Here is a 24,036-nt window from a genome sequence, read left to right as displayed (position 1 = left end):
TCGTCAGGTGTTCGGCCCGGTGGTGGTGAGGGCGACCACCGGGCCGAGCACGAAGACGGCGGGCGGGCCGACGCCCTCCCGGGCGGCGACCGCGCCGATCTCGTCCAGCCGGGCGGGCAGCGACCGCTGGCCGGGCTGCCCGGCGTCCTGCACGGCGAGCACCGGAGTCTCCGGGGCGCGGCCGTGCTCGATAAGCACTGACGCGATCTTGGCGATGGTGTCGACGGCCATCAGCAGCACGACGGTGCCCCGGGCCCGGGCCAGCGCCGCCCAGTCGACGAGCGAGTCGGGGTGTCCGGGCGGCAGGTGTCCGGACACGACTGTGACGTCGTGCGCCACACCCCGGTGCGTCACCGGCACGCCGGCGAGGGCCGGTGCGGCGAACGCGCTGCTCACCCCGGGCACCACCGTCACCGGCACGCCGGCAGCCACGCAGGCCTGCACCTCCTCGTGGCCGCGGCCGAAGACGTACGGGTCACCGCCCTTGAGTCGGACCACCCGGCGACCGGCGCGGGCGTGCGACACGAGGGCCTCGTTGATCGCCTCCTGGGCCATCGACGGGCCACGGGGCACCTTCGCGGCGTCGACCACCAGCACGTCGGGGCGCAGCCCGGCGAGCAGCCCCTGCGGGGCGAGGCGGTCGACCACCACGACGTCCGCCGCGTCGAGCAGCGCCTTCGCGCGTACCGTGATCAGGTCGTCGGGCCCGGGCCCGCCGCCGACCACGGCGACCGAACCGTGGTCGTGGTGTGCGTGGTCGTGCCCGTGGTGGTGGTGGTGGCCGACCGGGTCGTCGGGGTGGTCGTGCGGGCGTTGCGGGAGACCCACCTTGTCAGCGAAGCCAGGCATCAGCACCCGGTACGCGCAGGTGTCGCAGTTCATCCGGATGTCCCCGCCCAGCGCCTCGGCGTACCGCTCCAGGACGAGGTCGGCGAGGGCGTCACAGTCGCCGATCACCTCGGCGACGCGGACGTCCAGGTCGGGGTGGGCGGCGGCGAACTCCGCCGACTGGGCGACGATCCGGTCGGGCAGCACCCCGGCGAACAGGAAGTACGGCGCCACCACGATCCGGCGCGCGCCGAGGCGACGCAGCCGCTCCAGCACGGCCGGCACCGACGGTTGCGCCAGGGAGATGAACCCCGGCTCCACGCCCGCGTAGCCGCGCCCCTCCCAGAGCAGCCGGGCGACCTTGGCGACCTCGGCGTTGGCGTCCGGGTCGGTGGACCCCCGCCCGATCAACGCGACCCACGTGCCAGCCCGGTCGGCACCGGGCAGCTCCGTGCCGGCCCGGTCGGCACCGGGCAGCTCCGTGCCGGCCCGGTCGGCACCGGGCAGCTCCGTGCCGGCCCGGTCGGCACCGGCCAGTGCGGTGTCGATGCGCTGTTCGAGGGCTTCGTGCAGCAGCGGGTGGGGGCCGAGCGGGCGGCCGTAGCGGTAGCTCAGCCCGGGGTGGCGCTGCTGCTCCCGGGCCATCGCGGCGGGGATGTCGCCCTTGCCGTGGCCGGCGCCGGTGAGCACCAGCGGCAGCGCCACAAGCGCCCGGTGGCCGCGGGCGACGAGCGCGCCCACCGCGTCGGTCAGCGGTGGGCGGGACAGCTCGATGAAGCCGCCCTCGACGTCACCGACGTCACCTCGACCGCGGACCCGCTCGACGAGAGCGGCGAACTGCTCGACCCCGGCGGCGCTGCGCGTGCCGTGCCCGACGATGACCAACCCGGTCATGACTTCTCCTCGACGTAGAGCAGGGCGTTGAGGGCGGCTGCGGCGACCGCCGAGCCACCCTTCTCGCCCACGTTGGACACGGCGGGCAGGCCGCTGGCCCGCAGCGCCGCCTTCGACTCGGCGGCACCCACGAAGCCGACCGGCAGGCCGACGACGAGCGCCGGCGCGGCATCCAGGGTGAGTAGTTCGACGAGCGCGGTGGGCGCGCAGCCAACCACCCAGACCGCTCCGGGGCCGACCCGCTGCAGGGCGATCCGGACGGCCGCCGCCGAGCGGGTGATGCCGGCCGCGCGGCCCAGGTCGGCGACGGCCGGCTCGGCGACCGGGCAGACCAGTTCCAGGCCGGCCCGGGTGATTCCCGCGGCGACCATCGCCACGTCGGTGACCACGGGCGCCCCGGCGCGCAGCGCGGACAGCCCCGATTCCAGGGCGGCCTCGTCGCAGACCAGCTCGTCGACGTACGCGAGGTCGGCGCTGGCGTGCACCACCCGCTCGGTCACCGCGCGGCTCAACGGCGGCAGATGCGACAGGTCGACGCGCTCGCGCAGGATGCGGTACGACTCGACCTCGATGGGGTGCACCACCCGGCTCATCGGGCTCCTTCACAGGTGTCGGGCTCGACGACGCGGATCGCGTCAGGGTCAGCGACGACGCGGATCGCGTCGACCGGGCAGATCTCCAGGCACTCCAGGCAGCCGGTGCACCGGTCGGCGCGCACCGTGAGGCCACCGGCGACCGGTCGGATCGCGTGCGTGGGGCAGGTGAGCAGGCATGCGCCGCAGCCCTGGCAGGCGTCGATCGTCACGAGCGCCACCGGTACCCCCGGGGTGTGACCATCCGGCCGGCGACCAGTCGCGTGTCGGTGCTGCCGACGACCACGACGCTGTACATGTCGACGATGGACGGATCGAGCGTGGCCAGGGTCGCGAGGTGCACCCGTTCGCCGGGGCGGCTGGCGTTGCGCACCACGCCTACCGGGGTGTCCGGTGGGCGGTGCGCGGCGAGGATGCCGAGCGCCTTCCCGAGCTGCCAGTCGCGGGCCCGGCTGCGCGGGTTGTAGAACAGCGTCACGAAGTCACCCTCGGCGGCGGCCGTCACCCGCCGCTCGATGACGTCCCACGGGGTGTGCAGATCGGACAGACTCAGGTAGGCGTGGTCGTGGCCGAGCGGTGCGCCGAGCAGCGCCCCGGCAGCGAGGGCGGCGGTGACGCCGGGCACCCCCACCACGTCGATGCGCTCGTCGGCGTACTCCAGGGCGGGGCTGGCCATCGCGTACACCCCGGCGTCGCCGGAGCCGATCAGCGCGACCGCCCGGCCGGCGGCGGCCTCGGCGACGGCGGCGCGCGCCCGCGCCTCCTCGGCGCCCAGCCCGCTGGAGAGCACCCGGGTGCCCGGGCGGAGCACGTCGCGGACCTGCTCCAGGTACTGGTCGAGGCCGACCACCACGGCGGCGCGACGCAGCTCGGCCACCGCGCGGGGGGTGCGCAGGTCGGCGGCGCCCGGCCCGAGGCCGACGACGGCCAGCCGGCCGCGTGGCGCGTGCCGGGCCACCGCCACGGTGGCCATCGCCGTCGCGGTCTTGCCCACCAGCAGCGTCGCGTCGTCGGCCCGGCCGTCCGAGCCGAGCAGGGCCGCGGCCTCCGCCACGCTCGGCGTGCCGACCGCGGCGCGGACCACCTCGCTGGGGTGCGGCACGTCGATCGCCGCCAGCCGCGTCGCCGGCCAGGTCACCAGGGGTACGCCGAGCGCGTCGGCGGTGCTGCGGATGCCCGCCTCGTCGGCCTTGATGTCGGCGCTGGCCAGGCAGCGCAGGCTCGCCGGGTCGAGGCCGGCGTCGGCCAGCACCCGGTGCAGCAGCTCCGCCACCTCGGCGGCGGGTACGCCCCGACTCGCGCCCACGCCGGCGACCAGCGACGGCGGCCGCAGAACGGCGGTCCGCTCGTCGGGGGCCACGATCCGGTCGGTGATCAGCAGCCGGTACCCGTCGTCCGGCGTGTCCTCGTCGGCGGCGCGCACGTTCGGGGGCAGGGCGGGCAACGGCCAGTCGGTGTCGGCGACCAGCCGGACCGGCTCGCCGTCCAGGATGGCCCGGGACACCGCGGCGACCGCTCCCTGGACGGGCCACCCGAGGGTGTCCAACCCCGGCAGGTCGACGGCGTCGGTGGCGGTGGTGATCACCGGTCGGGCGTCCAGCAGGGCGGCGACCTGCTCGGCGAGGGTGTTGGCCCCGCCGGCGTGCCCACCGAGGAGTGCCACGGCGTGCCGGGCGGCCTCGTCGACGACCACCACCGCCGGGTCGGTGCGCTTGTCGTCGAGCAGCGGCGCGACGATCCGCACCACCGCCCCGGTGGCCAGGAACGCGATCACCGCGTCATACCCGGCCCAGGCGGTCCGCAGCGCGTCGGCGACGGTGTCCCCCTGGACCAGCCGGGCGTGCGGCCACGCGGTGGCCAGGGTGTCGGCGTGCCGGCGTCCGGCGACGGTGGCCGCCACCAGGCCGATCCGGGCGGGCGGGTTCTGGTCGGTCACGGGCGCTCCCCGGTGAGGACGACCACCGGGTTGGTGGCCGCGAGACGGATCGACCCGCCGGGCAGGTCGGCGAGGCGGGCGGCGGAGAGTTGACTGCCCTCGACGGTGTAACCGGCGGCGCGCAGGAGACCCACGGCCGGTGCGACCCGGTCCAGTGCGGCCAGGGTGAGCACAACCCGCTCGGGTCGGCGGGCCACCACGGCGGCGAGGACGTCGACACCGCCACCGCCGACGAAGACCGCGTCGGGCTCGGCGAGCCCGGCGAGCGCCGCCGGGGCACGTCCGGTGACGAGCCGGACGTGCACGGCGTGCGCGGCGGCGTTGGCCTGGACGGTCGCGCCGGCCTCGGGGTCCTGTTCGACGGCGAGCACGGCCGCGCCGAGCAGCGCGCACTCGATCCCGACCGAGCCGCTGCCCGCGCCGATGTCCCAGATCAGCCGGCCCAGTCGGGGGCGCAGCCGGGCGACGACGAGGGCGCGCACCTCCGACTTCGTGATCATGGAGTCGCGGTGGGCGTACCGGTCCTCCGGCAACGCCCAACCCCCGGCCGGCGCGGCGGCGGGCTGGTTGTCGACCCGCATCCCGCCGGCCGCGACCGGATCGGACGCAGCGGCACCGGCGTCGGCGGACGCGAGCCCGGTCGGCACGGCGTCGGCGAGGCTGAGCAGGACGTGCGGGTCGGCCCAGGTCTCGGCGGCGGCCTGCTCGGGGGTGACCGCGCGGATCCGTTCGGCCGCGGTGCCCAGGTGCTCGGCGACCAACAGGCGGCGGGACCAGCCGATCAGGCCGGCGCCCAGCTCGGCCGCACCGGCGCCGGGCGCGGTGAGCACCGCGACCAGCGGCAGCGCCCGGCAGGCGTTCAGGGCCTGGCGCGGGTCGCGCCCGTGCGCGGTGACCACGGCCGCGCCGTCCCAGGGCAGCCCGGCGCGGGCGAATGCGGCGGCCACACTGGACACCGCCGGCACCACCCGCAGCGGCAGCCCGGCCGCACGTAGCCGCCGGACGATGCCGAACAGGCCGGGGTCGCCGCTGGCCAGCACCACGGCCGGCACCCCGGCGTGGACGGCCGCGGCGAGGCGGCCCAGGGCGGGGGCGAGCGGCCCGAGGGTGACGGTGTCCGCGCCGGCCGGCACCGGCACGGCGGTCAGGTGCCGGGCGGCCCCGACCACCAGCCCGGCGGTGGCCAGCACCGGCGCGAGAGCGGGGTGCGGCGGGGCGCCCGCGGCGTCCAGGCCCACCACGGTCACCGGGGACGGCACCCGGGTCATCGCGGCCACCGGCCGGACGAGGCGACGACGTGCGCTCCGGCGAAGTCGACCATCGCCACGTCCACGGTGACCGTCGGTCCGGCGAAGCGTCGCAGCACCTGGCGGACCCGCTGGCAGAGCAGGTCGCCGGCCGGGGCGAGCAGCCCGGCGGCCTCCCACAGCTCGTACGCGTGCCGCCCGGTGTTCGCCTCGGTCACGGCGGCGACGAGCGACGGGTCGCCGCCGGCCTCGGCGGTCACCGCGCCGAGCAGGGACAGGTCCACCTTGGAGCGGGTGTAGTGGGTCATCAGGATGCCGGCCGCGAGTTTGGCGAGCTTGCCGGCCATGCCGACGAAGACCACCCCGGTCATCGCGTCACCCACGGCGGCGGTGACGGCGGCCCCGGTGAAGTCGCCGACCTCGACGAAGCAGACCTCGGGCAGGTCGGGCAGGAGCGCGCGGGCGGCCCGCTCGGTACGCCCGCCGGTGCAGAGCACCACCGTCGGCTCACCCTGGGCGGCCATCACGTGCACGGCCTGCACGACGCTGGCCCGCCACGAGGCGGTGGAGAAGGGGCGAACGATCCCGGTGGTGCCGAGGATCGAGATGCCGCCCAGGATGCCGAGCCGGCGGTTGGTGGTCTTGCGGGCCATGATCTCGCCCCGGGGCACGCTGATCACCACCCGGACGCCTACCTCGCTGAGGTCGACCACCTCGGCCACCGCCTCGCCGATCATCCGGCGAGGGGTGTCGTTGATGGCCGGGCCGCCGACCGCGAGCCCGAGGCCGGGCTTGGTGACCGTGCCGACCCCGGCGCCGCCGGTCAGCCGTAGGCCGGGGACGTCGGTCCAGTCGACGGTGGCGGTCAGCTCGGCGCCGTGGGTGACGTCCGGGTCGTCCCCGGCGTCCTTGACCACCACTGCCTCGGCGCGGACCGGCGGGACGCCGGTCACCTCGCAGCGTTCGACCGGGAAGCGCACCCGCCGTCCGGCGGGCAGGCCGATCTCCACCTCCTGCTGCGGGGTGCCGGTGACCAGCGCGGTGACCGCGGCCTTGGCCGCCGCCGTCGCGCACGCGCCTGTGGTCCAGCCGGTGCGCAGCGCGGTGGGCCGGACCTTCGCGGTACGCGGCAGGTCCGGCTCGCGCAGCGGCGGCTCGGCGTACGTCACGGTGTGGCGGTCCCCCCGGTGCGGGCGCCGGCCTGGCGGCGCAGCTCGGCGCGGGCGGTCGGCTCGGCCCGGCGGAAGGTGTGGAAGTGCCCGGGGTGGTACAGGTGCGAGCGGGTGCCCTCGGCGGCGAGGGCCGGCCCGACCAGGAAAAGCGTGTGCTTCCACAGTTTGTGCTGCTTGACCGTCGTCTCCAGGGTGCCGACGGTGCAGCGAACCACCAGTTCGTCGGGCCAGGTCGCCTGGTACGCCACCACGGCCGGGGTGTCCTCCGGGTAACCGCCGGCCAGCAGTTCGGCCTGCACCTGTCCGGAGCGGGCGGCGGAGAGGAACAACGCCATTGTGGTGCCGTGCCGGGCGAAGTCGCGGACCCGCTCGCCGGGCGGCATCGGGGTCTTGCCGCCTTCGAGGCGGGTGAGGATCACCGACTGGGCGACCTCGGGCACTGTCAGCTCCCGCCCGACGATCGCCGCGACGGCGGTGAACGAGGACACCCCGGGCACGATCTCGACGGCCAGGCCGAGGGCCCGGCACAGGTCCAGCTGCTCCTGCACCGCGCCCCACAGCGCCGGGTCGCCGGAGTGGATCCGGGCCACGGTCAGCCCCTGCTCGGCGGCGCGCTCGTAGAGCGGCAGCACGCCCTCGATGGGCAGCTGCGACGAGTCGACGATCTCCGCGCCGGTGCGGGCGTGGTCGAGCACGTCGGCGTGCACCAGGCTGGCCGCCCAGATCACGATGTCCGCCTCGGCGATCACCCGGGCGGCCCGCAGGGTCAGCAGATCGGCCGCCCCCGGGCCGGCTCCGACGAACCACACCTTGCCGTCGCTGGTCACAGCTTTCCTCCTCGGTGCTCGCGGCGGGCCGGAACCAGCAGCGTCGACAGGTACGGCAGGTCGTGCTCGGTGTCGTCGACCGGCCCGATCCGTTCACCGGGTAGCCCCAGGCTGCGTCCGAGCACCGCGTCGGCGAGGCGGCCCTGCCGGCGCAGCTCGGCGAGCAGTTCGGGGTGCCGCCGCCAGCCCTTGTAGGCGACCACGGTGCCCGGCCCGGCGAGGGCGTCGGCGAAGAGCGCCAGGCCCGCGGTGGCCGGCAGCAGGGTGAGCGGTTCGCGTCCCTCGCAGAGCGGGGTGCCGCTGCGCGCCGCCAGCTCCTGCATGGCGGTGACGCCGGGCACGGTCGCCACCCGCACCGCCGGGCGCACCGCGCGGACGCTCTGGGCCAGGTAACCGAAGGTGGAGTAGACGTTGGGGTCGCCGATGGTGGCGAACGCGAGGGACCGCGCGCCCGCGTCGATCGCCTCGACCACCACCCGGGCGGCGTCGTCCCAGGCCGCCGCCCGGCGGGCGGTCACCCCACCCCTGTCGTCCAGCGCGAACGGCAGCCGGCGCAGCCGGTCCGCCGCGACGTACTCCCGCACGGTCGCCTCGGCCCGCCCGGCGTCCGCACCCGGCGGCGTCGGACCGGCGCTCGCGGTGGTCACGACCCGGTCCGCCATCACGGGTACGAAGACCACGTCGGCCTCGCGCAGCAGCCGCACCGCCTTGACGGTGAGCAGTTCCGGGTCACCCGGGCCGACACCGACCCCGGTGAGCGTGGCGTCCGCGCTCACCGGCACGCCTCGACCAGTCGACGGGCGGCGTCCGGGTGGCCGGCCCAGTGGGTGTGCAGGTAGGAGGCGTGCACCCCGCCGGTGACGAAGCCGTGTTCGGTGTCGTTCCAGCGCCACGCCGACGTCTCGCCGTGCCCGGGGTCGGTGGTGGTGCGGTGGAACTCGTGGCCGCGTACGGGCTCGCCGGCGCGCGCCACCGGGGAGTCGGTGACGGCCAGGGCCTCGCGGTAGCCGAGGGTGAGCCGGCCGGTCATCCGGGCGGTCAGGTCCAGTCGGCCGCACATGGGTACGCCGTCCAGGGACCGCCCGAGGTAGAGCAGTCCGGCGCACTCGGCCACGATCGGCCCGTCGAAGTCGGCCAGTTCGGCGCGGAGCGCCGTGTTGTCGGCCAGCGTCTGCGCGTACGCCTCGGGGAAGCCGCCGCCGATCACCACCGCCCGGGTGCCGGTGGGCAGTGCCGGGTCGCGCAGCGGGTCGACGGTGACGACGTCCGCGCCCGCCGCGGCGAGCAGTTCGGTGGTCTCCGCGTACGAGAAGGTGAAGGCCGGACCACCGGCGAGGGCGACCCGTGGTCGCTCGACGCCGGCGGGCCCGCCGACGGCGGCGACCGGGTCCCACGCGGCGGTGGTCAGCGGCGGGGCGGTCCGGGCCAGGTCGAGCACGGCGTCGAGGTCCACGGTGGCCTCGACCAGCTCGGCGAGCGCGGTGACGATCGCGACGGATTCGGGTGCCCGCTCGGCGACCGGCACCAACCCGAGGTGCCGGGCCGGCGCGGCCACCTCGGCGGCGCGGGTGACCGCCCCGAGCACCGGTACGCCCACCTCGGCGAGGGCGTCGCGCAGCAGCGCCTCGTGCCGGGGTGAGCCGACCCGGTTGAGGATCACCCCGCCGATCCGTACCGCCGGGTCGAACGCGGCCATGCCGAGGGTGAGCGCGGCGGCCGACCGGCCCTGCGCGGTGGTGTCCAGCACCAGCAGCACGGGTGCCTCGATCAGCCGGGCGACGTGTGCGGTGGAGGCGTAGTCGCGCCGGCCCACCGCCCCGTCGTGCAGACCCATGACGCCCTCGACGACGGCGATGTCGGCGGGCGTGGGGATGCTCGCGCCGTGTCGCAGCAGGGGGGCGATCCGGTCTGCCCCGACCAGGAACGGGTCGAGGTTGCGCCCGGGTCGCCCGGCGGCGAGGGCGTGGTAGCCCGGGTCGATGTAGTCCGGGCCGACCTTGTGCGGGCTGACCGTCAGACCCCGTCGGCGCAGCGCGGCGAGCAGCCCGGTGGCCACAGTCGTCTTGCCGTGGCCGCTGGCCGGGGCGGCGACCACCACCCGGGGCAGCGCCCAGTGCGCGCTCACCACTCGATGCCCTTCTGGCCCTTCTGGCCGGCGTCCATCGGGTGCTTGACCTTGGTCAGCTCGGCGACCAGGTCGGCGGCGGCGACCAGGCGCGGGTCGGCGTCCCGACCGGTGATCACGACGTGTTGGAAGCCGGGCCGGTCGGCCAGGGTGGCGACCACCTCGTCGACGTCCACCCAGCCCCACTTCATCGGGTAGGTGAACTCGTCCAGCACGTACAGCCCGTAGCGCTCGGCGGCCAGGTCACGCTGGATCTGCCGCCAGCCCTCCAGGGCGTCGGCGGCGTGGTCGGCGTCGCCGCCGCGCTGGATCCAGGACCAGCCCTCGCCCATCTTGTGCCAGGCCACCGGCGCGCCCTGGCCGGTGCGCTCGTGTACCTCGCCGAGCGCCCGGAAGGCGTTCTCCTCGCCCACCCGCCACTTGGCGCTCTTGACGAACTGGAACACCCCGACCGGCAGGCCGGCCGTCCAGGCGCGCAGCGCCAACCCGAAGGCGGCCGTCGACTTGCCCTTCATCTGTCCGGTGTGGACGATCAACAGCGGCCGGTGCCGCCGCTGCCGAGTGGTCAACCCGTCGGCAGGCACGTGACTCGGTTGTCCCTGCGGCATCAGGCAACGCTCCTGTCGGTCGTGGGGCCGGTCGAGATCTTGGAAGCAACGTGCCCCCGGGAGGGCCGTTTCCCTCCAAGATCTCCACTGCCCGGGGCTTGGGGGTGGAATGCCACGTCGTCCAGAGGGCGGCGGGGGGCTCGGAGTTGCCGGGCCAGGCTGTGTGCCAGATTTAGGCGGACGGGGCCGGATTCGCAGTCGACGACGACGCAGGGCGCGCCCGTCGCGGCCAGGACCGCCGCCGCCGCGGCCGCGCGGTCGAGCGGACGCGGGCCGGCGGTGGCACGACCGTCGGTCACCACCAGGACCAGGGGACGCCGCTTCGGGTCGCGCAGGCGCTCCACCCGCAGCAGATCGGCGGCGGCGAGCAGCCCCTCGGCCAGCGGCGTACGCCCGCCGGTGGGCAACTCGGCCAGCCGGGTCGAGGCGGCCAGCACCGACGAGGTGGCCGGCAGCAACGTCCGCGCACCCGTCCCCCGGAACGCGATCACCGCCACCTTGTCCCGCCGCTGGTACGCGTCGGTGAGCAGGGCGAGCACTGCGTCCTTCACAGTGGCCATCCGCTGCCGGGCGCCCATCGAGCCGCTGGCGTCCACCACGAACAGCACCAGGTTGCCCTCGCGTCCCTCGCGAACCGCCTCGCGCACATCGTCCGGGCGCAACCGCAGCGGACCGGTCAGTCGCCCCCGGTCGAACTGGTGCGGCGCGGCTGCGCGGATCGTGGCCGGCAGGTGCAGGGCCGCGACCCGGCCCGTCGGCACCCGCGACCCGGTGGTGCGCCCCCGCCCGGTGCGGGCCCGCGAACGCCGGCCCGGCACCCCGTCACCCACGCCGGGCGCGGTGAGTACCCGCGCCGTCAACCCACCCCTGGGTACGGCCACCGACTGGGACCCCCCGCCGCGAGTCGGGTCGTCGTCGCCGGTCGCCGATTCGCGGCCGGCAAGCATCCGCGCGTGCTTGTCGTCGGCGCGCCGGTCGTCCGACGGGCGCTGCGGCCAGCCGTCGTCGTCCCGCTCGCCCGTGTGGCGCTGCGGCCAGCCGTCGGCACCGTCCGGGCCGTCGGTGCGCCCGTCCGGGCCACTGCCGTCCCGCGCAGCCGAATGCCCGGCCGACTCGGTTTCACCCCGGTCGACGCCGTCACCGCCCTGCGGACCGCTGCCGCCCATCGGGCGACCGCCGTCCGGACCACCGCCGTTCGGGCCGCCATCGTTCGGCCCGCCACCACCGGCCGGGCCGCCACCCTGGGGGCCACCGCCGTCCGGACCGCGATCCTCGGGGCCGTTGCCGGGGCCGTTGTCGTCCGGGTCGTCGGGGTGGGCGTCCTGGGCGCGCTGCAACGCCTCGTCGAGGCGTTTCGCGTCCAGCCCCGGGGTGTCGAACGGGTCGCGGCGGCGGCGGTGCGGCAGGGCCAGCCGGGCGGCCACCCGGACGTCGTCGATGGTGACCCGGTCCCGGCCGTGCCAGGCGGCGTGGGCCAGGGCGGTACGGGCGGTGACGATGTCGGCCCGCATCCCGTCCACGTCGAACGCCGCGCACACCTCGGCGATCTGCCGCAGCGCGGCGTCCGGGAGGCGTACCCCGGGGAGTCGGCGGCGGGCGGCCGCCACCTGGGCGGCGATCTCCGCGTCGGCGTCGGCCCAGCGGGCGGCGAAGCCGCCCGGGTCCGCGTCGGCGGCCAGCCGGCGGCGGACCACCTCGACCCGGACCTCCGGGTCCCGGCTGGCGCCCACCTCGACGGTGAGCCCGAACCGGTCGAGCAACTGCGGGCGCAGCTCCCCCTCCTCCGGGTTCATGGTGCCCACCAGCAGGAACCGGGCGGCGTGGCTGACCGAGACGCCCTCCCGCTCGACGTGGCTGCGGCCCATCGCCGCCGCGTCCAGCAGCAGGTCGACGAGGTGGTCGTGCAACAGGTTGACCTCGTCGACGTAGAGCACGCCCCGGTGGGCGGCGGCGAGCAGACCCGGCTCGAAGGCGCGTACGCCCTCGCCCAGGGCCTTCTCCAGGTCCAGTGAGCCGACCACCCGGTCCTCGGCGGCACCGACCGGCAACTCGACGAGGCGGGCCGGGCGGGTCTCGGCGGCGGCGTCGGCCGGGTGTGGGCCGTCCGGGCAGGCCGGGTCCGGCTCGGCCGGGTCACAACCGAAGCGGCAGCCTGCGACGCGGCGCACCGGGGGCAGGAGCGCGGCGAGCGCCCGGACGGCGGTCGACTTGGCGGTCCCCTTCTCACCTCGCACGAGGACCCCGCCGATCGCCGGGGACACCGCGTTGAGCAGCAGCGCCAGCCGCATGTCGGCCATGCCGAGCACGGCACTGAACGGATAGATCGTCATGCCCGGTCCTCCAGGTCGCCCTCGCTGGCCAGGTACGTGTCGCGCAGCCGGTCCAGGGTGGCCGGCTCGGGTTTGGCCCACAGCCCCCGGTCGGCGGCCTCCAACAGCCGCTCGGTGATGCCGCGCAGCGCCCACGGGTTGGACTGCTCCAGGAACTCCCGGGTGGTCTCGTCGAAGAGGTACGCGGCGGCCAGGTGCTCGTACATCCAGTCGTCGACCACACCGGCGGTGGCGTCGTAGCCGAACAGGTAGTCCACGGTGGCCGCCAACTCGAACGCGCCCTTGTAGCCGTGCCGTCGCATCGCGGCGATCCACTTCGGGTTGACCACCCGGGCCCGGAACACCCGTCGGGTCTCCTCGCCCAGCGTGCGCGTGCGCACGTCGTGCGGCATCGCCGAGTCACCCACGTACGCCTGCGGTGACGTGCCGGTGAGGTGGCGGACCATCGCCACCATCCCGCCGTGGTACTGGAAGTAGTCGTCGGAGTCGACGATGTCGTGCTCACGGGTGTCCTGGTTCTTCACCGCCACCGCGATCCGGGCGAACGAGCGCTCCATGTCGGCGCGCGCCTCCCGCCCGTCCAGGCCCCGGCCGTACGCGTAGCCGCCCCACACCGCGTACACCTCGGCCAGGTCGGCGTCGCTGCGCCAGGTCCGGGCGTCGATCAGGGGCAGCAGCCCCGCGCCGTACGCGCCGGGCTTGGAGCCGAAGATCCGGGCGGTGGCCCGCCGCTCGTCGCCGTGCTCGGCGACGTCGGCGGTGACGTGTGCCCGCAGGTAGTTGTCCTCGTCCGGCTCGTCCAGGGCGGCGACCCGCCGGACCGCGTCGTCGAGCAGCGCCACGACGTGCGGGAACGCGTCGCGGAAGAAGCCGGAGATGCGCACTGTGACGTCGACGCGGGGCCGACCCAGCTCGGCGGTCGGCACGACCTCGACACCTGTGACCCGCCGGGACCTGTCGTCCCAGACCGGCCGGCAGCCCAGCAGCGCGAGCACCTCGGCGATGTCGTCGCCCTGGGTCCGCATGGCGCTGGTGCCCCACACGGTCAACCCCACCGACCGGGGGTACGTGCCGGTGTCGGCGAGGTGCCGGGCCAGCAGCGAGTCGGCGAGGGCCACCCCGACGTCCCAGGCGTTGCGGCTGGGGATGGCCTTCGGGTCGACGGAGTAGAAGTTGCGGCCGGTGGGCAGCACGTTGACCAGGCCCCGGGTGGGTGAGCCGGAGGGGCCGGGCGGCACGAACCTCCCGTCGAGCGCGCCGAGGGTGTTGGTCAGCTCGTCGGTGGTCCGGTCCAGTCGGGGCACCAGCTCGGTGGCGGCGAAGTGCAGCACCGCCGCGACGTCCGGGATCGACTGGCCGGTCACCTCGGTCACCACGGCGTCGACCGTGTCCACGGCCCAGTCCAGGGTTTCCATGCCGACGACCAGCCGCCGGGCGAGGGCCTCGATGAGGTCGATCGCGTCGGCGGCGGTGCCGGCCGGTCCGTCCACCACGTCGGTCAGCGCCGGGGGCAGGGCCAGGCGCTGTCCCGGCGTCGCGAGCAGCTCCTGCTCGTCGAGGGAGTACGCGACGGCGAGGGCCTGCCGCAGACCGGGCAGGGCACGGGCGCCGCCCCAGATCTGCGGGGCGCGCAGCACCGCGAGGACCAGGTTGACCCGCGGTTCGCCGGTGGGCGCGTCGGCGAGGATGTGCAGCCCGTCGCGGATCTGCACGTCCTTGACCTCGCACAGGTACCCGTCCAGGTGCAGCACGAACTCGTCGAAGTCGTCCGCGTCGGGCATCGCCTCGGCGTGCAGGTCGTGATGCAGCTCGGCGGCGCGCACCAGGTCCCAGATCTGGGCCCGCACGGTGGGCGCCTTGGCCGGGTCGAGGGCCTGCACGGTCGCGTACTCGTCGAGCAGTTGCTCCAGTTTGGCCAGGTCGCCGTAGGTCTCGGCGCGGGCCATCGGCGGGACCAGGTGGTCGACGACCACGGCGTGCGCCCGCCGCTTGGCCTGGGTGCCCTCGCCGGGGTCGTTGACGATGAACGGGTACACCAGCGGCAGGTCGCCGAGGACCGCGTCGGGCGCGCAGTCGGCGGCGAGGCCGAGGCCCTTGCCGGGCAACCACTCCAGGGTGCCGTGCTTGCCGAGGTGCACCACGGCGTCCGCGCCGAAGCCGCCGTCCGCGACGGGCGCGGTCAACCAGCGGTACGCGGCCAGGTAATGGTGGCTGGGCGGCAGGTCCGGGTCGTGGTAGATGGCGATCGGGTTCTCCCCGAAACCGCGGGGCGGCTGGATCAGCAGCACCACGTTGCCGAAACGCAGCCCGGCGAGCACGATGTCGCCGCCCTCGGTGTACAACTCGCCGGGCGGCTCACCCCAGTGCTCCCGCATCCGCTCGCGCAGTTCGGCCGGGACCTGGTCGAACCAGCGCTGGTACGTCGGTCCCGGTATCCGGGCCTCCGCGGCGGCCAACTGCTCCGGGGTGAGCCACTCCACGTCGTGACCACCGGCGGCGATCAGCGCGTGGATCAGTGCGTCACCGTCGTCGGGTGGGGGCGCGTCACCCAGGTCGTAGCCGGCCTCGGCGAGCGCGGCGAACAGCCGGACCGCCGAGGCCGGAGTGTCCAACCCGACCGCGTTACCGACCCGGGAGTGCTTGGTGGGGTACGAGCTGAGCACCACGGCGACCCGCTTGTCGGCGTGCGGCACGTACCGCAGCCGGGCGTGGCGCACCGCGATCCCGGCGACCCGGGCGGCCCGCTCGGGGTCGGCCGCGTAGACCGAGAGCCCGTCGGCGTCGATCTGCTTGAACGAGAACGGCACGGTGACGATCCGGCCGTCGAACTCGGGGATGGCCACCTGCATCGCCGCGTCCAACGGGGACATCCCGGCGTCGCTGTCGGCCCACTGCGCGCGGGTGCTGGTCAGGCAGAGGGCCTGGATGACAGGCACGTCCAGGGCGGCCAGGGCGCCGACGTCCCAGGCGTCCTCGTCGCCGCCACCGGAGGCGTCCGCCGCCACCGCGCCGCCGGCGGCGAGCACCGTGACCAGCAGCGCGTCACAGCGGGCGAAGAGCCCGAGCGGTCCGGCGCCCACGGTCAGCCCGCGCAGCGAACCGCAGAAGATCGGCAGCGGGTTGCCGCCGGCCCTGTGGACGGCGTCCGCCAGCACGTCGACGAAACCGGTGTTGCCGGCGAGGGCGTGCGCCCGGTAGAAGACGATTCCCACGGTGGGTCGGTCCGGGTCGGCGGGGTGTTCACCGTGCACGCCGTACGCCGGGGTGGGTGCGGGCGGGGCGAACCCCTCGCCGGTGAGCAGCACCGTGTCGGAGAGGAACCGGGCCAGCTGCCCCAGGTTGTCCGGCCCGCCCTCGACCAGGTACGCCAGCGCCTGGGTGACGACCCCGGACGGCACGGTGGAGATGGCCATCAATTCCGCGTCGGGCAGCGCCTCACCGCCGAGCACGACAGTCGGCACGCCGGTGGCGAGCACCGCGGCGAGGCCGTCCGGCCACGCCTGCCGACCGCCGAGCAGGCGTACGACGACGAGGTCGACCCCGTCGAGCAGGGCGGGCACCTCCTCGACGGTGACCCGCGCGGGGTTGGCCAACCGGTAGTCGGCGCCGCTGGCGCGGGCGGCCAGCAGGTCGGTGTCGGCGGTGGACAGCAGCAGGATGCGCACGGCAGGCTCCGGAAAGTGACGCCCTGGGGCCCTCACGGGGCGCCCGGGGACGATGCGGGTGGGTGCGGCGTCAGCCGGTACGACGGCCCGAGCGGGCGGCGCGCCGACGCGGGGGTCGGGGCGACGCGGGCGTCGGGGCCGGACAGCGTCAGGCGATCAGCTCAGCGGTGCCGGTGGCCGGTGCCCTTGGAATGCACTGCCTGGAGCGCAATACGACGATGATCGTCGATGAATGAGACGCCGTGCGTCATCGGGTCCTCCTCGGGTGTCCACGCCCTGGGGTACGTCCCGACGGCCGAAGTATCCTGGCTTCCGGATCGACGCTCTCCCCCGGCCTTCCAACCGCAGACACACGGCCGTGACTCACGAGGGGGGATCGCTCCCCGGTGACAGTGGCGGGACCGCGTCGGAATTGCACCGACTTCCTTCACTGCCGTCAGGCCGCGAATGCTGCCACACCGCCGCGCTGCCGGTCAACGCGGACCCCGCCGTCACCCGGCCCCGCTCACCACATTGACCTGCGGAAATATCGGTGTCGACGCGTCAGCCCTGGGTCATCCGTGCCCAGACCGGCGCGGCCGGCGGGTCAACGACAGCCAGCCGAGGAAACGCGCATGCAGCACGGCAAGGTCGGGGCGACCGCCGAGGCTGTACAAGTCGTTGATGGCCTCGTTCAGACAGGACGTCAGGTAGAGGGCCAGCGCCAGCGAGTGTCCGTAGAACTCGGCGACGAGATCAAGTTGGGCGCGGGAGCACGGCCACGCGGCGGCACAGTTGCGGCTGTCGCGCTTACCATCCCCGACCTGCTGTGGGACAGCACCGAGATGGTCGATGCTTTGGCCGCTCGCGACGTCGCTCAAGTATTCCGCCTCGTCCAACGAGCCACGCACGCCAGCCAAACCACAGTCGGTGTCGCCACCGGTCTCAGCCAGGCTCAGGTGAGCGAGATCATCAGCGGTGCCCGCCGGGTCAGCAGCATCGACGTCCTCACCCGCATCTGCGCCGGCCTGTCGATGCCACGCCACGCGCGCATGACGCTCCTGCTCGGCGAACGCAGCCGGATGCCAGCCGAACTCAACGTCAGGGGGCCGCACGCGGCGAAGACTGCGCGGGACCAGTGCGCCGACGTCACCGCGGTCTATGCCAGCCGGTCAGATTTCGTGGCGGAACTGCCTCCGCACGTTCTCTTCGACAGTGCCACGGACATCCGGGCGTCCGGCCTGTCGCTCAACCTCATTTGTCAGCAGTACGCCGACAACCGCCTCCTGAAGCTCCTCACCGCCGGCACCCACCTCCGTTGCCTGTTCCTTGATCCGGCCGGTGAGGCGATCAGGCGGCAGGAGCGTGAGGACGACTATCCGGACGGACACCTGAGCGCTCTCACCGAACTCAACATCCAGAACCTGGCACGCCGCATTCGTGACCGGCTCCCCGCAGGTGTCCGAGACCACCTCACCATCGGCGTCTATGACGAGGCCATTCGGGCCAACGTGCTTCTGATCGACGACCGTATCTGCGTCGTTCAGCACTACCTACCGCAGATGCGGGGCGTCGACTGCCCGACGTTGGTCATCGAGCGCAACGCGGGACCCTCCGGCCTCTACCCGATATTCGACGCGATGTTCAGCTCGCTCTGGGACCGCAGCCGCCAGCTATGACCGACTACGCTCGCCTCCTTCCCCTCGCACAGGAGGCCGTCGACCTGGCGCATGATCTGATGCGGACGCTTCAGCCCGGCGCGCTGACCTTCAAGGGTGACCGCGACATGGCTTCCGAGTTGGACTTCGCCATCGAGCGAAGGGTTCGCGATCATCTGGCCGCCAAGGCACCTGACATCGGGTTCCTCGGCGAGGAGTACGGCAGCAGTGGCGACAACAGCACTCTCACCTGGGCACTCGATCCCGTCGACGGCACCGTCAACTTCATCCACGGGTCACCCCTGTGCGCGATCTCCCTCGGTCTCGTCCACGGCGCCGAGGCCGTCCTCGGCGTCATCGACCTTCCCTTCCTCGGCACCCGCTACCACGCCGCCCGGGGACATGGCGCCTACGCCAACAACCGACCCATCCACACCAACGGGGTCACCGACCTCAAGGACGCTGTGGTCGCCATCGGCGACTACGCGGTCGGCAGCGAGGCCAACCGGAAGAACACCGAACGACTTGCCATCACCGAGCAGCTCACCCGGCACGTGCAACGAATACGCATGCACGGTTCTGCCGCGATCGACCTCGCCTGGTTGGCTGACGGCAAGATCGACGCGTTCATCATGCTCAACAACAAGCCCTGGGACACCGCCGCCGGCGTCGTCGTCGCCCGCGAGGCTGGCGCCCTGGTCGTCGACGTCGACGGCGCGCCGCACAGCATGGACGCTGTCGCCACGGTCGGCGGCAATGACCTGATCCTTCCGCCCATCCTCACGCTCGTTCAACGATCACTCGCACGTGCGGAACCCGACCGGGGCGCACAGCCGTCGCCGACCTAATGCTCTGACCACGCGCCCGGATCCGCTCCGAACACCAACACCGATGACGTCAGGTTGTCCGCCACGTGCGGGTGCCAACTGCTGGAGGACGGCGCCTACTTTCGCACCCGAAAGCGGAGCATTGTGACGGCGCCCGACTGGGCGTTGCTGAACGGCTCCAGGTCGATCCTGTCGAGGCCTGGTGGGGTGAAGCGGACACCGTCGCCGAGCAGCACCGGTAGGACGTACACCAGGATTTCGTCGACGAGCCCGCGCTGCAGGCACTGGGCGGCCACGTCAGCACCGAGGATCTCCAGGTTCTTGCCGCCCGCGGCGCTGCGTGCCGTGGCAACGGCCTCCTCGATGTCGCACGTGAGGAACGTGACGGTAGGGTCCGGCTCGCCGGGAGGTTCGTGGGTGAGGACGAACTGTCCTCCCCCGTCGTAGGGCGTGTCCTGGTTGGCCATTCGCTTGGCGACCTCGTACGTGCCCCGGCCGACGAGCATGGCGCCCGTGGCTGCCATGACCTCCGGGAACGTATCCGCAGTCAGGTACTCGAAGATCCAGTCCATCGCGTGGCCAGGACCGGCGATGAACCCGTCCAGCGACATCGCCCTGTTCACGACCACTTTGCCGGTGCCGACGCTCACATCGCTCATGCGGTCTTCTCCAAGATTCTTGGGGCCCGGGGCCGAATCATAGTTCGGCCGGTGGGAAGGGCGACCGGTTTGCGCACCATCGCCTTGCCGATCATGGAGTTGTGGTGGGGGACAAAGCAGCCGCTCGTTGCCAAACTGGGCACCACAACTCCATGATCGACCCCGACATGAGGGGCACGCGTTCGTGAGCCGTGGACGTTTCGTCTTAGCGGGCGTGGCGTTCTGGGTGGGCCCGGCTCCAGGTCCGCATCCGCTCCGGGTAACCGGTGCGGGCCGCCTCGTAGAGGGGCACCGCGTGCTTGCGGGCGATGGTCCCGGCCGCGCGAGGCGTTCCGGTACGGCGACGGATCCACTCGCCGTCGTGGGCGATCGCCACCACCGTGGTGTCCGTCGCGGTCGTCTCCGGCTCCAGGTAGAACTCCACCCCGCGTCGGGTGGCGATGAACGCCTCCAACGCCGCGAGGTCGTCGCGGGTCGCCTCCCGATCCAGCTTCGTCGGGGTCGCCTCGGCACCCCGTGACCGGCGACTGAACCAGCTCATGCCCCGCCCCTCTCCTCGACGCCCCTCCAGTGCAGCACCGATTCCTGGCAATACGCTGCACGCCGGATGGGAGACAGCTGACCCGCGTCGGGAAGCCGGGTGGAACCCGGGGTGGGTGGGCGGTGTCATCAGTGTGATCCGAACGGAGGCTCCCCTGGACGACGAGGCGCTCGTCACCCGCGCTCGGGCAGGTGACCTGGAGGCGTACAACCTCCTGGTCGCCCGGCACACCGCGTCCGCGTACCGGACGGCGGTGCTGCTCGGCGCGGGCTCGGACTCCGAGGACGTCATCCAGGAGGCGTTTGTGAAGGCGTACCGGAAGTTGTCCCGCTTTCGCGGGGACTCTTCGTTCCGGTCGTGGCTGCTCACGATCGTCGCCAACGAGACCCGCAACCTGCACCGCTCCCGGGGCCGGCGCGACGGGCTCGTCCTGCGGGCGGCGGCAGCGGACCCGACGTCGGAGGTCGCCGAGGACGACGCGGTCGGCGCGGTCCTCGCCGGGGAGCGCCGGGCGTCGCTGGTGCAGGCCCTGCGCCAACTGCCGGTACGCGACCGTGAGGTGATCGTCTGCCGGTTCTTCCTCGATCTCACCGAGGAGGAGACGGCGGCGGCTCTGGGCTGGCCCCGGGGCACGGTGAAGTCGCGCACCTCCCGGGCGATGGCGAAGCTTCGCGGCCTGCTCGACCGTGCGGAGGTCCGGCATGGGTGACCTCGAACGGGAACTGCGTGAGCTTTCCGCCTGGCTGGACACACCCGATCCTCCTGACGTGACGGCCCGTGTCCGCGTACGGCTCGACCGGCCCGCGCGCCGGTGGCGCTCGCTCGTCGCGGCGGCGCTGGTCGCCCTGATCGTGGCGGTGGTGTTGCCGCCGAGCCGGGCCGCCATCGCCGACGCCGTCACGGGGCTGCTGCGCTTCGCCGGTGTCAGCATCGCCACCTCGCCCGCATCGACGCTGCCCAGCGGTACCGCGGCACCGTTGCCCGGGCAGCGGGCCGTCGCCCTGGACGAGGCGCGACAGGCGGTACGGTTTCCGATCCGCCTGCCGGCACGGCTGGGCCCACCCGAGCAGGTGTTGGTCGCCGACCCGGACGCCACGGGCCGGTACCGGGTGGCAACGCTGCTCTACGACGGTGGCACGCTGCGCGTCGACGCCTTCGACGGTCGCCTCAACCTGTCCTTCCACAAGGAGGTCATGCCGCCGGGAGCGGAGTGGGTCCAGGTCAACGGCGACTTCGCCGTCTGGGTCGACGGCCCACACGTGCTGTCCTACGTGGACCGGGGCGGCGGGATCCGCAGTGCGACCGCCCGACTGGCCGCCTCGACCCTGATCTGGCAGGACAACGACGTGAGCTACCGACTCGAGGGCGACCTCACCGAGACCGAGGCGACCGAGATCGCACGCTCACTGCGCTAGGAACCTGGCGGGCCCGGGCGGTGTCGGAAAGAGGCGACGAGTCGTCGACGCGTACCGGAGGGGTCGAGATGGGTTCATGGGGCAGGGCGCTGCTGGCAGCATCGGTGGTTCTGGTGGCGGGGTGCGCGAGCACGGCCAGCGGCGGGTCGACCGCGCCGAGCGCGAGCGCGAGCACCACGACGAGCGCAAGCACCACGACGAGCGCAAGCGCCGCGGCGGGCTGTCACTCGCCGATCGAGACGAAGTCGCTGCCCGACTGGGCGGACGCCGGTTTCCACGGGACCAGCAAGGGCCCGCACGTCTTCGGCGCGAAGGGTGACATCGTGGCGGTGCTGTTCGCCCACCCGCTGCGCCAGGTCCGGACGGACGGGTCCAACAACAAGATCCTGTGGGTGGCCCGCGCCGCCACGACCTCGCCCGACCCGACGGCGCCGGCGACCCTGGTGATCACCGCGACACTGGACGGCACCGACACCCGGGTGACCCGAGAGGTCGCCGGCGGGCCGGGGCCGTCGATCATCGACATGCCGCAGGCCGGGTGCTGGCATCTCGACCTGCGCTGGTCCGGGCACACCGACACGATGGACCTGGTCTACGCCCCCTGAGCGACCCCGGTGTCCGCGAGCGGCGCGGGATCGGCGACGTGCTGGCCCGTCCTCGCCGCTTAGGGTGTGGTCGTGCCGATCACCTTTCAGCTTCCCGCGGGTCGGGCCGCGGCGGTGACGTTCGCGGTGTCACCGCTTGTGGAGTTGGCCTGGGCGTGGCACGTGCTGGTCGGCACCGACCATCACCCGGAGCGTGCGGAGTGGGCCCAACGAGTCCTCGGTGAGGTGCCAGACGACCTGACCGCCGAGTTGAACGCCTGGTCGTTCGCGGTGCGAGCGGTGCGCGCGACAGTGTTCGCGGATCCGACGCTGCCGCCAGCCCTCGATTGGGCCCAGGCGGTGACGGCACTCCGGAGGATGCCTCCCGCGCAGTTCGCCGCCGCGATGCTTCGGCCGCTGCTGCGGGTGGGCGGTCGATCCGGTGACGTCACCGACCTTCGCGTGGGCACCGAACTGATCGCGCTGTCGCGGGCGCGGGGAGCCGGGGCGACGCGGGCGGTGCGACTGCTCCTGGAGAAGCCCACCGTGGCGCAGGCCGCCGTGGTCGACATTCTGGAGGGCTGCTGGTCGGCCTTCTTCGCGGCCGAGTGGCGCGAGATCGAACCCGCGCTACAGGGTGAGGTGCGGGCGCGATCGCGCACGGCCGCGCGCGGCGACCTCCGCGCCGTGCTGTCTGGCTTGTCTCCCGCGGTGGCCGTCGGAGAGGACGGCCGCGTCACCGTGGACAAGGTGCAGAGCAAGTCGCTCGCGGTGTCCGAACGTGGGCTGGTGCTGGTCCCCACCGCCTTCGGCACCCCACACGTGTACGTCGCCGACGAGGCGGACCGTCCGGTGGCGGTGCACTACCCGTTCCCGCCGCCGGAGCGTACGGCCGACCGGCGACTGACCCTGCGGCGGCTCGACGTGCTCGCCCATCCGGCGCGCCTGGAGGTGTGCCGCGCGATCGCGGTCGAGCCCAGGTCAGCGCGGGAGATCGCCCGGCTCTGGCGCCTCGACGAGACCGCGGTAACCAAGCACCTGTCCGCCCTGCGCGCGGCTGGACTGGTTCGCGCGGAACGGGCTGGCCACTTTGTCAGGTACTCCCTGGAGGCGTCCGCCATCCAGACGATCGGAGCCGACCTGCTCGACGTGCTCCGGCGGTGATTCCCTGGCGAAGACTGGCAGGCATTGGCTGTCGGCCAGCGGCACCTCCTAGCGTGGCGGCCATGGTGACGCTCGACGAGACGATGCGGCGGTTGGCCGCCGACCGGGACGTGCCGATCCCCCGCACCGCGTACTGGCATGCGGCGGTTCACCTGGGTGGGCTGGCGGCAGTGGCATGACGCCGCTGTACGTGGCGGCGGACATCCACGGTCACCGCTCCGAGTTCCGGGAGTGCCTTCACGAGGCGGGGCTCGTCGACCACACCGGGCACTGGTCCGGGGGCGGCGCACGGTTGTGGCTGCTCGGTGACTACGTCGATCGCGGCCCGGACGGGATCGGCGTCATCGACGACATCCGGCGGCTCGCAGTCTCCGCAGCTGCGGTGGGCGGCCACGTCGGGGCGCTGTTGGGTAACCACGAGGTGCAGTTGCTCGCCGCGCACCGGTTCGGCAGCAGCCCCGTTGCCGGCTGGGACGAGCCGGGCGGGTTTCGCGGTGGCTGGGCTCGGTTCGGCGGACGTGAGAAGGACCTGCGCCAGCTGAGGCCACCGCATGTCGAGTGGATGACGCAGCTGCCCGCGGTCGCGGTCGTCGACCGGTTCCTGCTCGTGCACTCCGACACCGCCCGGTACCTGGAGCTTGGATCGAGTGTGGCGACCGTGAACACGGCGATCACCACGGCTCTCGGCTCCAGCGACCCCGCGACATGGCTGGACCTCTGTGGTCGGATGAGCGATCGGGGCGCCTTTCGGGACGCCGTGCTGGCGAACCCCGACGATCGGGTGTCGCTGATGCTGCGCACGCTCGGTGGCAGCGTGCTCGTCCACGGCCACAGCACCCTCACCAAGCACTTCGGGGTGGCGCCGCGGGATGTCAGCGGTGCGCTGCGGTACGCCGACGACAGGGTCCTCGCCATCGACGGCGGCGTCCACGAGGGCGGCCGGATCCTGCTCACCCGACTCCGCTGACCCTGGCTAGGCTGCCT

General features: G+C 73.8%; 21 protein-coding genes and 1 riboswitch. Of the genes, 7 read left to right on the top strand and 14 right to left on the bottom strand.

Annotated features, from left to right (window positions below; genetic code table 11):
• Window positions 1-3: 3 nt before the first annotated feature.
• The 12 genes from cobA to cobN are packed head-to-tail and all read right to left on the bottom strand — an operon-like array spanning window position 4 to window position 16,225.
• Window positions 4-1,722 carry a uroporphyrinogen-III C-methyltransferase gene (gene cobA / locus ACLQ3B_RS14140; RefSeq protein ID WP_425780852.1) on the bottom strand — a complete coding sequence of 573 codons (1,719 nt, stop codon included), beginning with the start codon at window positions 1,720-1,722 and terminating at the stop codon, window positions 4-6.
• On the bottom strand, window positions 1,719-2,315 hold the full coding sequence (locus ACLQ3B_RS14135; RefSeq protein WP_425780850.1) for a precorrin-8X methylmutase: 597 nt from the start codon (window positions 2,313-2,315) through the stop codon (window positions 1,719-1,721). Before ACLQ3B_RS14135 ends, cobA begins: the two co-directional genes overlap by 4 nt.
• The gene (locus tag ACLQ3B_RS14130; RefSeq protein WP_425780849.1) at window positions 2,312-2,536 is read right to left on the bottom strand and encodes a DUF362 domain-containing protein; all 225 of its coding nucleotides are present in this window, start codon (window positions 2,534-2,536) and stop codon (window positions 2,312-2,314) included. Before ACLQ3B_RS14130 ends, ACLQ3B_RS14135 begins: the two co-directional genes overlap by 4 nt.
• Window positions 2,524-4,251 carry a precorrin-3B C(17)-methyltransferase gene (cobJ, locus tag ACLQ3B_RS14125; RefSeq protein ID WP_425780848.1) on the bottom strand — a complete coding sequence of 576 codons (1,728 nt, stop codon included), beginning with the start codon at window positions 4,249-4,251 and terminating at the stop codon, window positions 2,524-2,526. The genes ACLQ3B_RS14130 and cobJ overlap by 13 nt, the downstream gene beginning before the upstream one ends.
• Window positions 4,248-5,519: a precorrin-6y C5,15-methyltransferase (decarboxylating) subunit CbiE gene (gene cbiE / locus ACLQ3B_RS14120; protein ID WP_425780846.1), complete on the bottom strand. Its 1,272-nt coding sequence runs from the start codon at window positions 5,517-5,519 to the stop codon at window positions 4,248-4,250. The genes cobJ and cbiE overlap by 4 nt, the downstream gene beginning before the upstream one ends.
• Window positions 5,516-6,667 (bottom strand): cobalt-precorrin-5B (C(1))-methyltransferase, encoded by a 1,152-nt coding sequence (locus ACLQ3B_RS14115; RefSeq protein ID WP_425780844.1) that lies wholly within the window; start codon window positions 6,665-6,667, stop codon window positions 5,516-5,518. The genes cbiE and ACLQ3B_RS14115 overlap by 4 nt, the downstream gene beginning before the upstream one ends.
• Complete coding sequence (cobM, locus tag ACLQ3B_RS14110) at window positions 6,664-7,497, bottom strand: precorrin-4 C(11)-methyltransferase (protein ID WP_425780842.1); 834 nt, start codon at window positions 7,495-7,497, stop codon at window positions 6,664-6,666. Before cobM ends, ACLQ3B_RS14115 begins: the two co-directional genes overlap by 4 nt.
• Window positions 7,494-8,273: a precorrin-2 C(20)-methyltransferase gene (cobI, locus tag ACLQ3B_RS14105; RefSeq protein ID WP_425780840.1), complete on the bottom strand. Its 780-nt coding sequence runs from the start codon at window positions 8,271-8,273 to the stop codon at window positions 7,494-7,496. Before cobI ends, cobM begins: the two co-directional genes overlap by 4 nt.
• A complete protein-coding gene (locus tag ACLQ3B_RS14100) occupies window positions 8,270-9,625 on the bottom strand; it encodes a cobyrinate a,c-diamide synthase (protein WP_425780838.1) in 1,356 nt (451 codons plus the stop codon). Before ACLQ3B_RS14100 ends, cobI begins: the two co-directional genes overlap by 4 nt.
• Window positions 9,619-10,230, bottom strand: coding sequence for a cob(I)yrinic acid a,c-diamide adenosyltransferase (gene cobO / locus ACLQ3B_RS14095; protein ID WP_425780836.1), 612 nt, complete (start codon window positions 10,228-10,230; stop codon window positions 9,619-9,621). The genes ACLQ3B_RS14100 and cobO overlap by 7 nt, the downstream gene beginning before the upstream one ends.
• Entirely contained in the window at window positions 10,230-12,560 is a 2,331-nt protein-coding gene (locus tag ACLQ3B_RS14090) for a VWA domain-containing protein (protein WP_425780834.1), read from the bottom strand. The genes cobO and ACLQ3B_RS14090 overlap by 1 nt, the downstream gene beginning before the upstream one ends.
• Window positions 12,557-16,225, bottom strand: coding sequence for a cobaltochelatase subunit CobN (gene cobN / locus ACLQ3B_RS14085; RefSeq protein WP_425780832.1), 3,669 nt, complete (start codon window positions 16,223-16,225; stop codon window positions 12,557-12,559). The genes ACLQ3B_RS14090 and cobN overlap by 4 nt, the downstream gene beginning before the upstream one ends.
• Before the next feature lie 276 nt (window positions 16,226-16,501).
• A riboswitch (cobalamin riboswitch) is annotated at window positions 16,502-16,678 on the bottom strand.
• Between the two features lie 161 nt (window positions 16,679-16,839).
• On the opposite strand from cobN, the gene ACLQ3B_RS14080 reads away from it, so the two are divergent.
• Window positions 16,840-17,883, top strand: a complete 1,044-nt coding sequence (locus ACLQ3B_RS14080; RefSeq protein ID WP_425780830.1) for a DUF5919 domain-containing protein — start codon at window positions 16,840-16,842, stop codon at window positions 17,881-17,883.
• Entirely contained in the window at window positions 17,880-18,710 is an 831-nt protein-coding gene (locus ACLQ3B_RS14075; RefSeq protein WP_425780828.1) for an inositol monophosphatase family protein, read from the top strand. Before ACLQ3B_RS14080 ends, ACLQ3B_RS14075 begins: the two co-directional genes overlap by 4 nt.
• Before the next feature lie 95 nt (window positions 18,711-18,805).
• On the opposite strand, the gene ACLQ3B_RS14070 is transcribed toward ACLQ3B_RS14075, so the two are convergent.
• Together ACLQ3B_RS14070 and ACLQ3B_RS14065 are read right to left on the bottom strand one after the other, a co-directional pair.
• Window positions 18,806-19,348 carry a dihydrofolate reductase family protein gene (locus ACLQ3B_RS14070; protein WP_425780826.1) on the bottom strand — a complete coding sequence of 181 codons (543 nt, stop codon included), beginning with the start codon at window positions 19,346-19,348 and terminating at the stop codon, window positions 18,806-18,808.
• A 205-nt stretch (window positions 19,349-19,553) separates the two neighbouring features.
• Window positions 19,554-19,889, bottom strand: coding sequence for a hypothetical protein (locus ACLQ3B_RS14065; protein ID WP_425780824.1), 336 nt, complete (start codon window positions 19,887-19,889; stop codon window positions 19,554-19,556).
• 133 nt (window positions 19,890-20,022) lie between these two features.
• Between ACLQ3B_RS14065 and ACLQ3B_RS14060 the strand changes: the two genes are divergently transcribed.
• The 5 genes from ACLQ3B_RS14060 (at window position 20,023) to ACLQ3B_RS14040 (ending at window position 24,019) form a co-directional block, all read left to right on the top strand.
• The gene (locus ACLQ3B_RS14060; protein WP_425780822.1) at window positions 20,023-20,598 is read left to right on the top strand and encodes an RNA polymerase sigma factor; all 576 of its coding nucleotides are present in this window, start codon (window positions 20,023-20,025) and stop codon (window positions 20,596-20,598) included.
• A complete protein-coding gene (locus ACLQ3B_RS14055; RefSeq protein WP_425780820.1) occupies window positions 20,591-21,304 on the top strand; it encodes a hypothetical protein in 714 nt (237 codons plus the stop codon). Before ACLQ3B_RS14060 ends, ACLQ3B_RS14055 begins: the two co-directional genes overlap by 8 nt.
• A 68-nt stretch (window positions 21,305-21,372) precedes the next feature.
• Window positions 21,373-21,909: a hypothetical protein gene (locus ACLQ3B_RS14050; RefSeq protein ID WP_425780818.1), complete on the top strand. Its 537-nt coding sequence runs from the start codon at window positions 21,373-21,375 to the stop codon at window positions 21,907-21,909.
• A 72-nt stretch (window positions 21,910-21,981) separates the two neighbouring features.
• Window positions 21,982-23,052 (top strand): DUF5937 family protein, encoded by a 1,071-nt coding sequence (locus ACLQ3B_RS14045; protein ID WP_425780816.1) that lies wholly within the window; start codon window positions 21,982-21,984, stop codon window positions 23,050-23,052.
• 175 nt (window positions 23,053-23,227) lie between these two features.
• Window positions 23,228-24,019 carry a metallophosphoesterase gene (locus ACLQ3B_RS14040; RefSeq protein ID WP_425780814.1) on the top strand — a complete coding sequence of 264 codons (792 nt, stop codon included), beginning with the start codon at window positions 23,228-23,230 and terminating at the stop codon, window positions 24,017-24,019.
• Window positions 24,020-24,036: the final 17 nt, after the last annotated feature.

The sequence above is a fragment of the Micromonospora sp. DT53 genome, from assembly GCF_049841535.1.
Classification (GTDB): domain Bacteria; phylum Actinomycetota; class Actinomycetes; order Mycobacteriales; family Micromonosporaceae; genus Micromonospora.
This window is presented reverse-complemented; position numbering and strand designations above follow the sequence as displayed.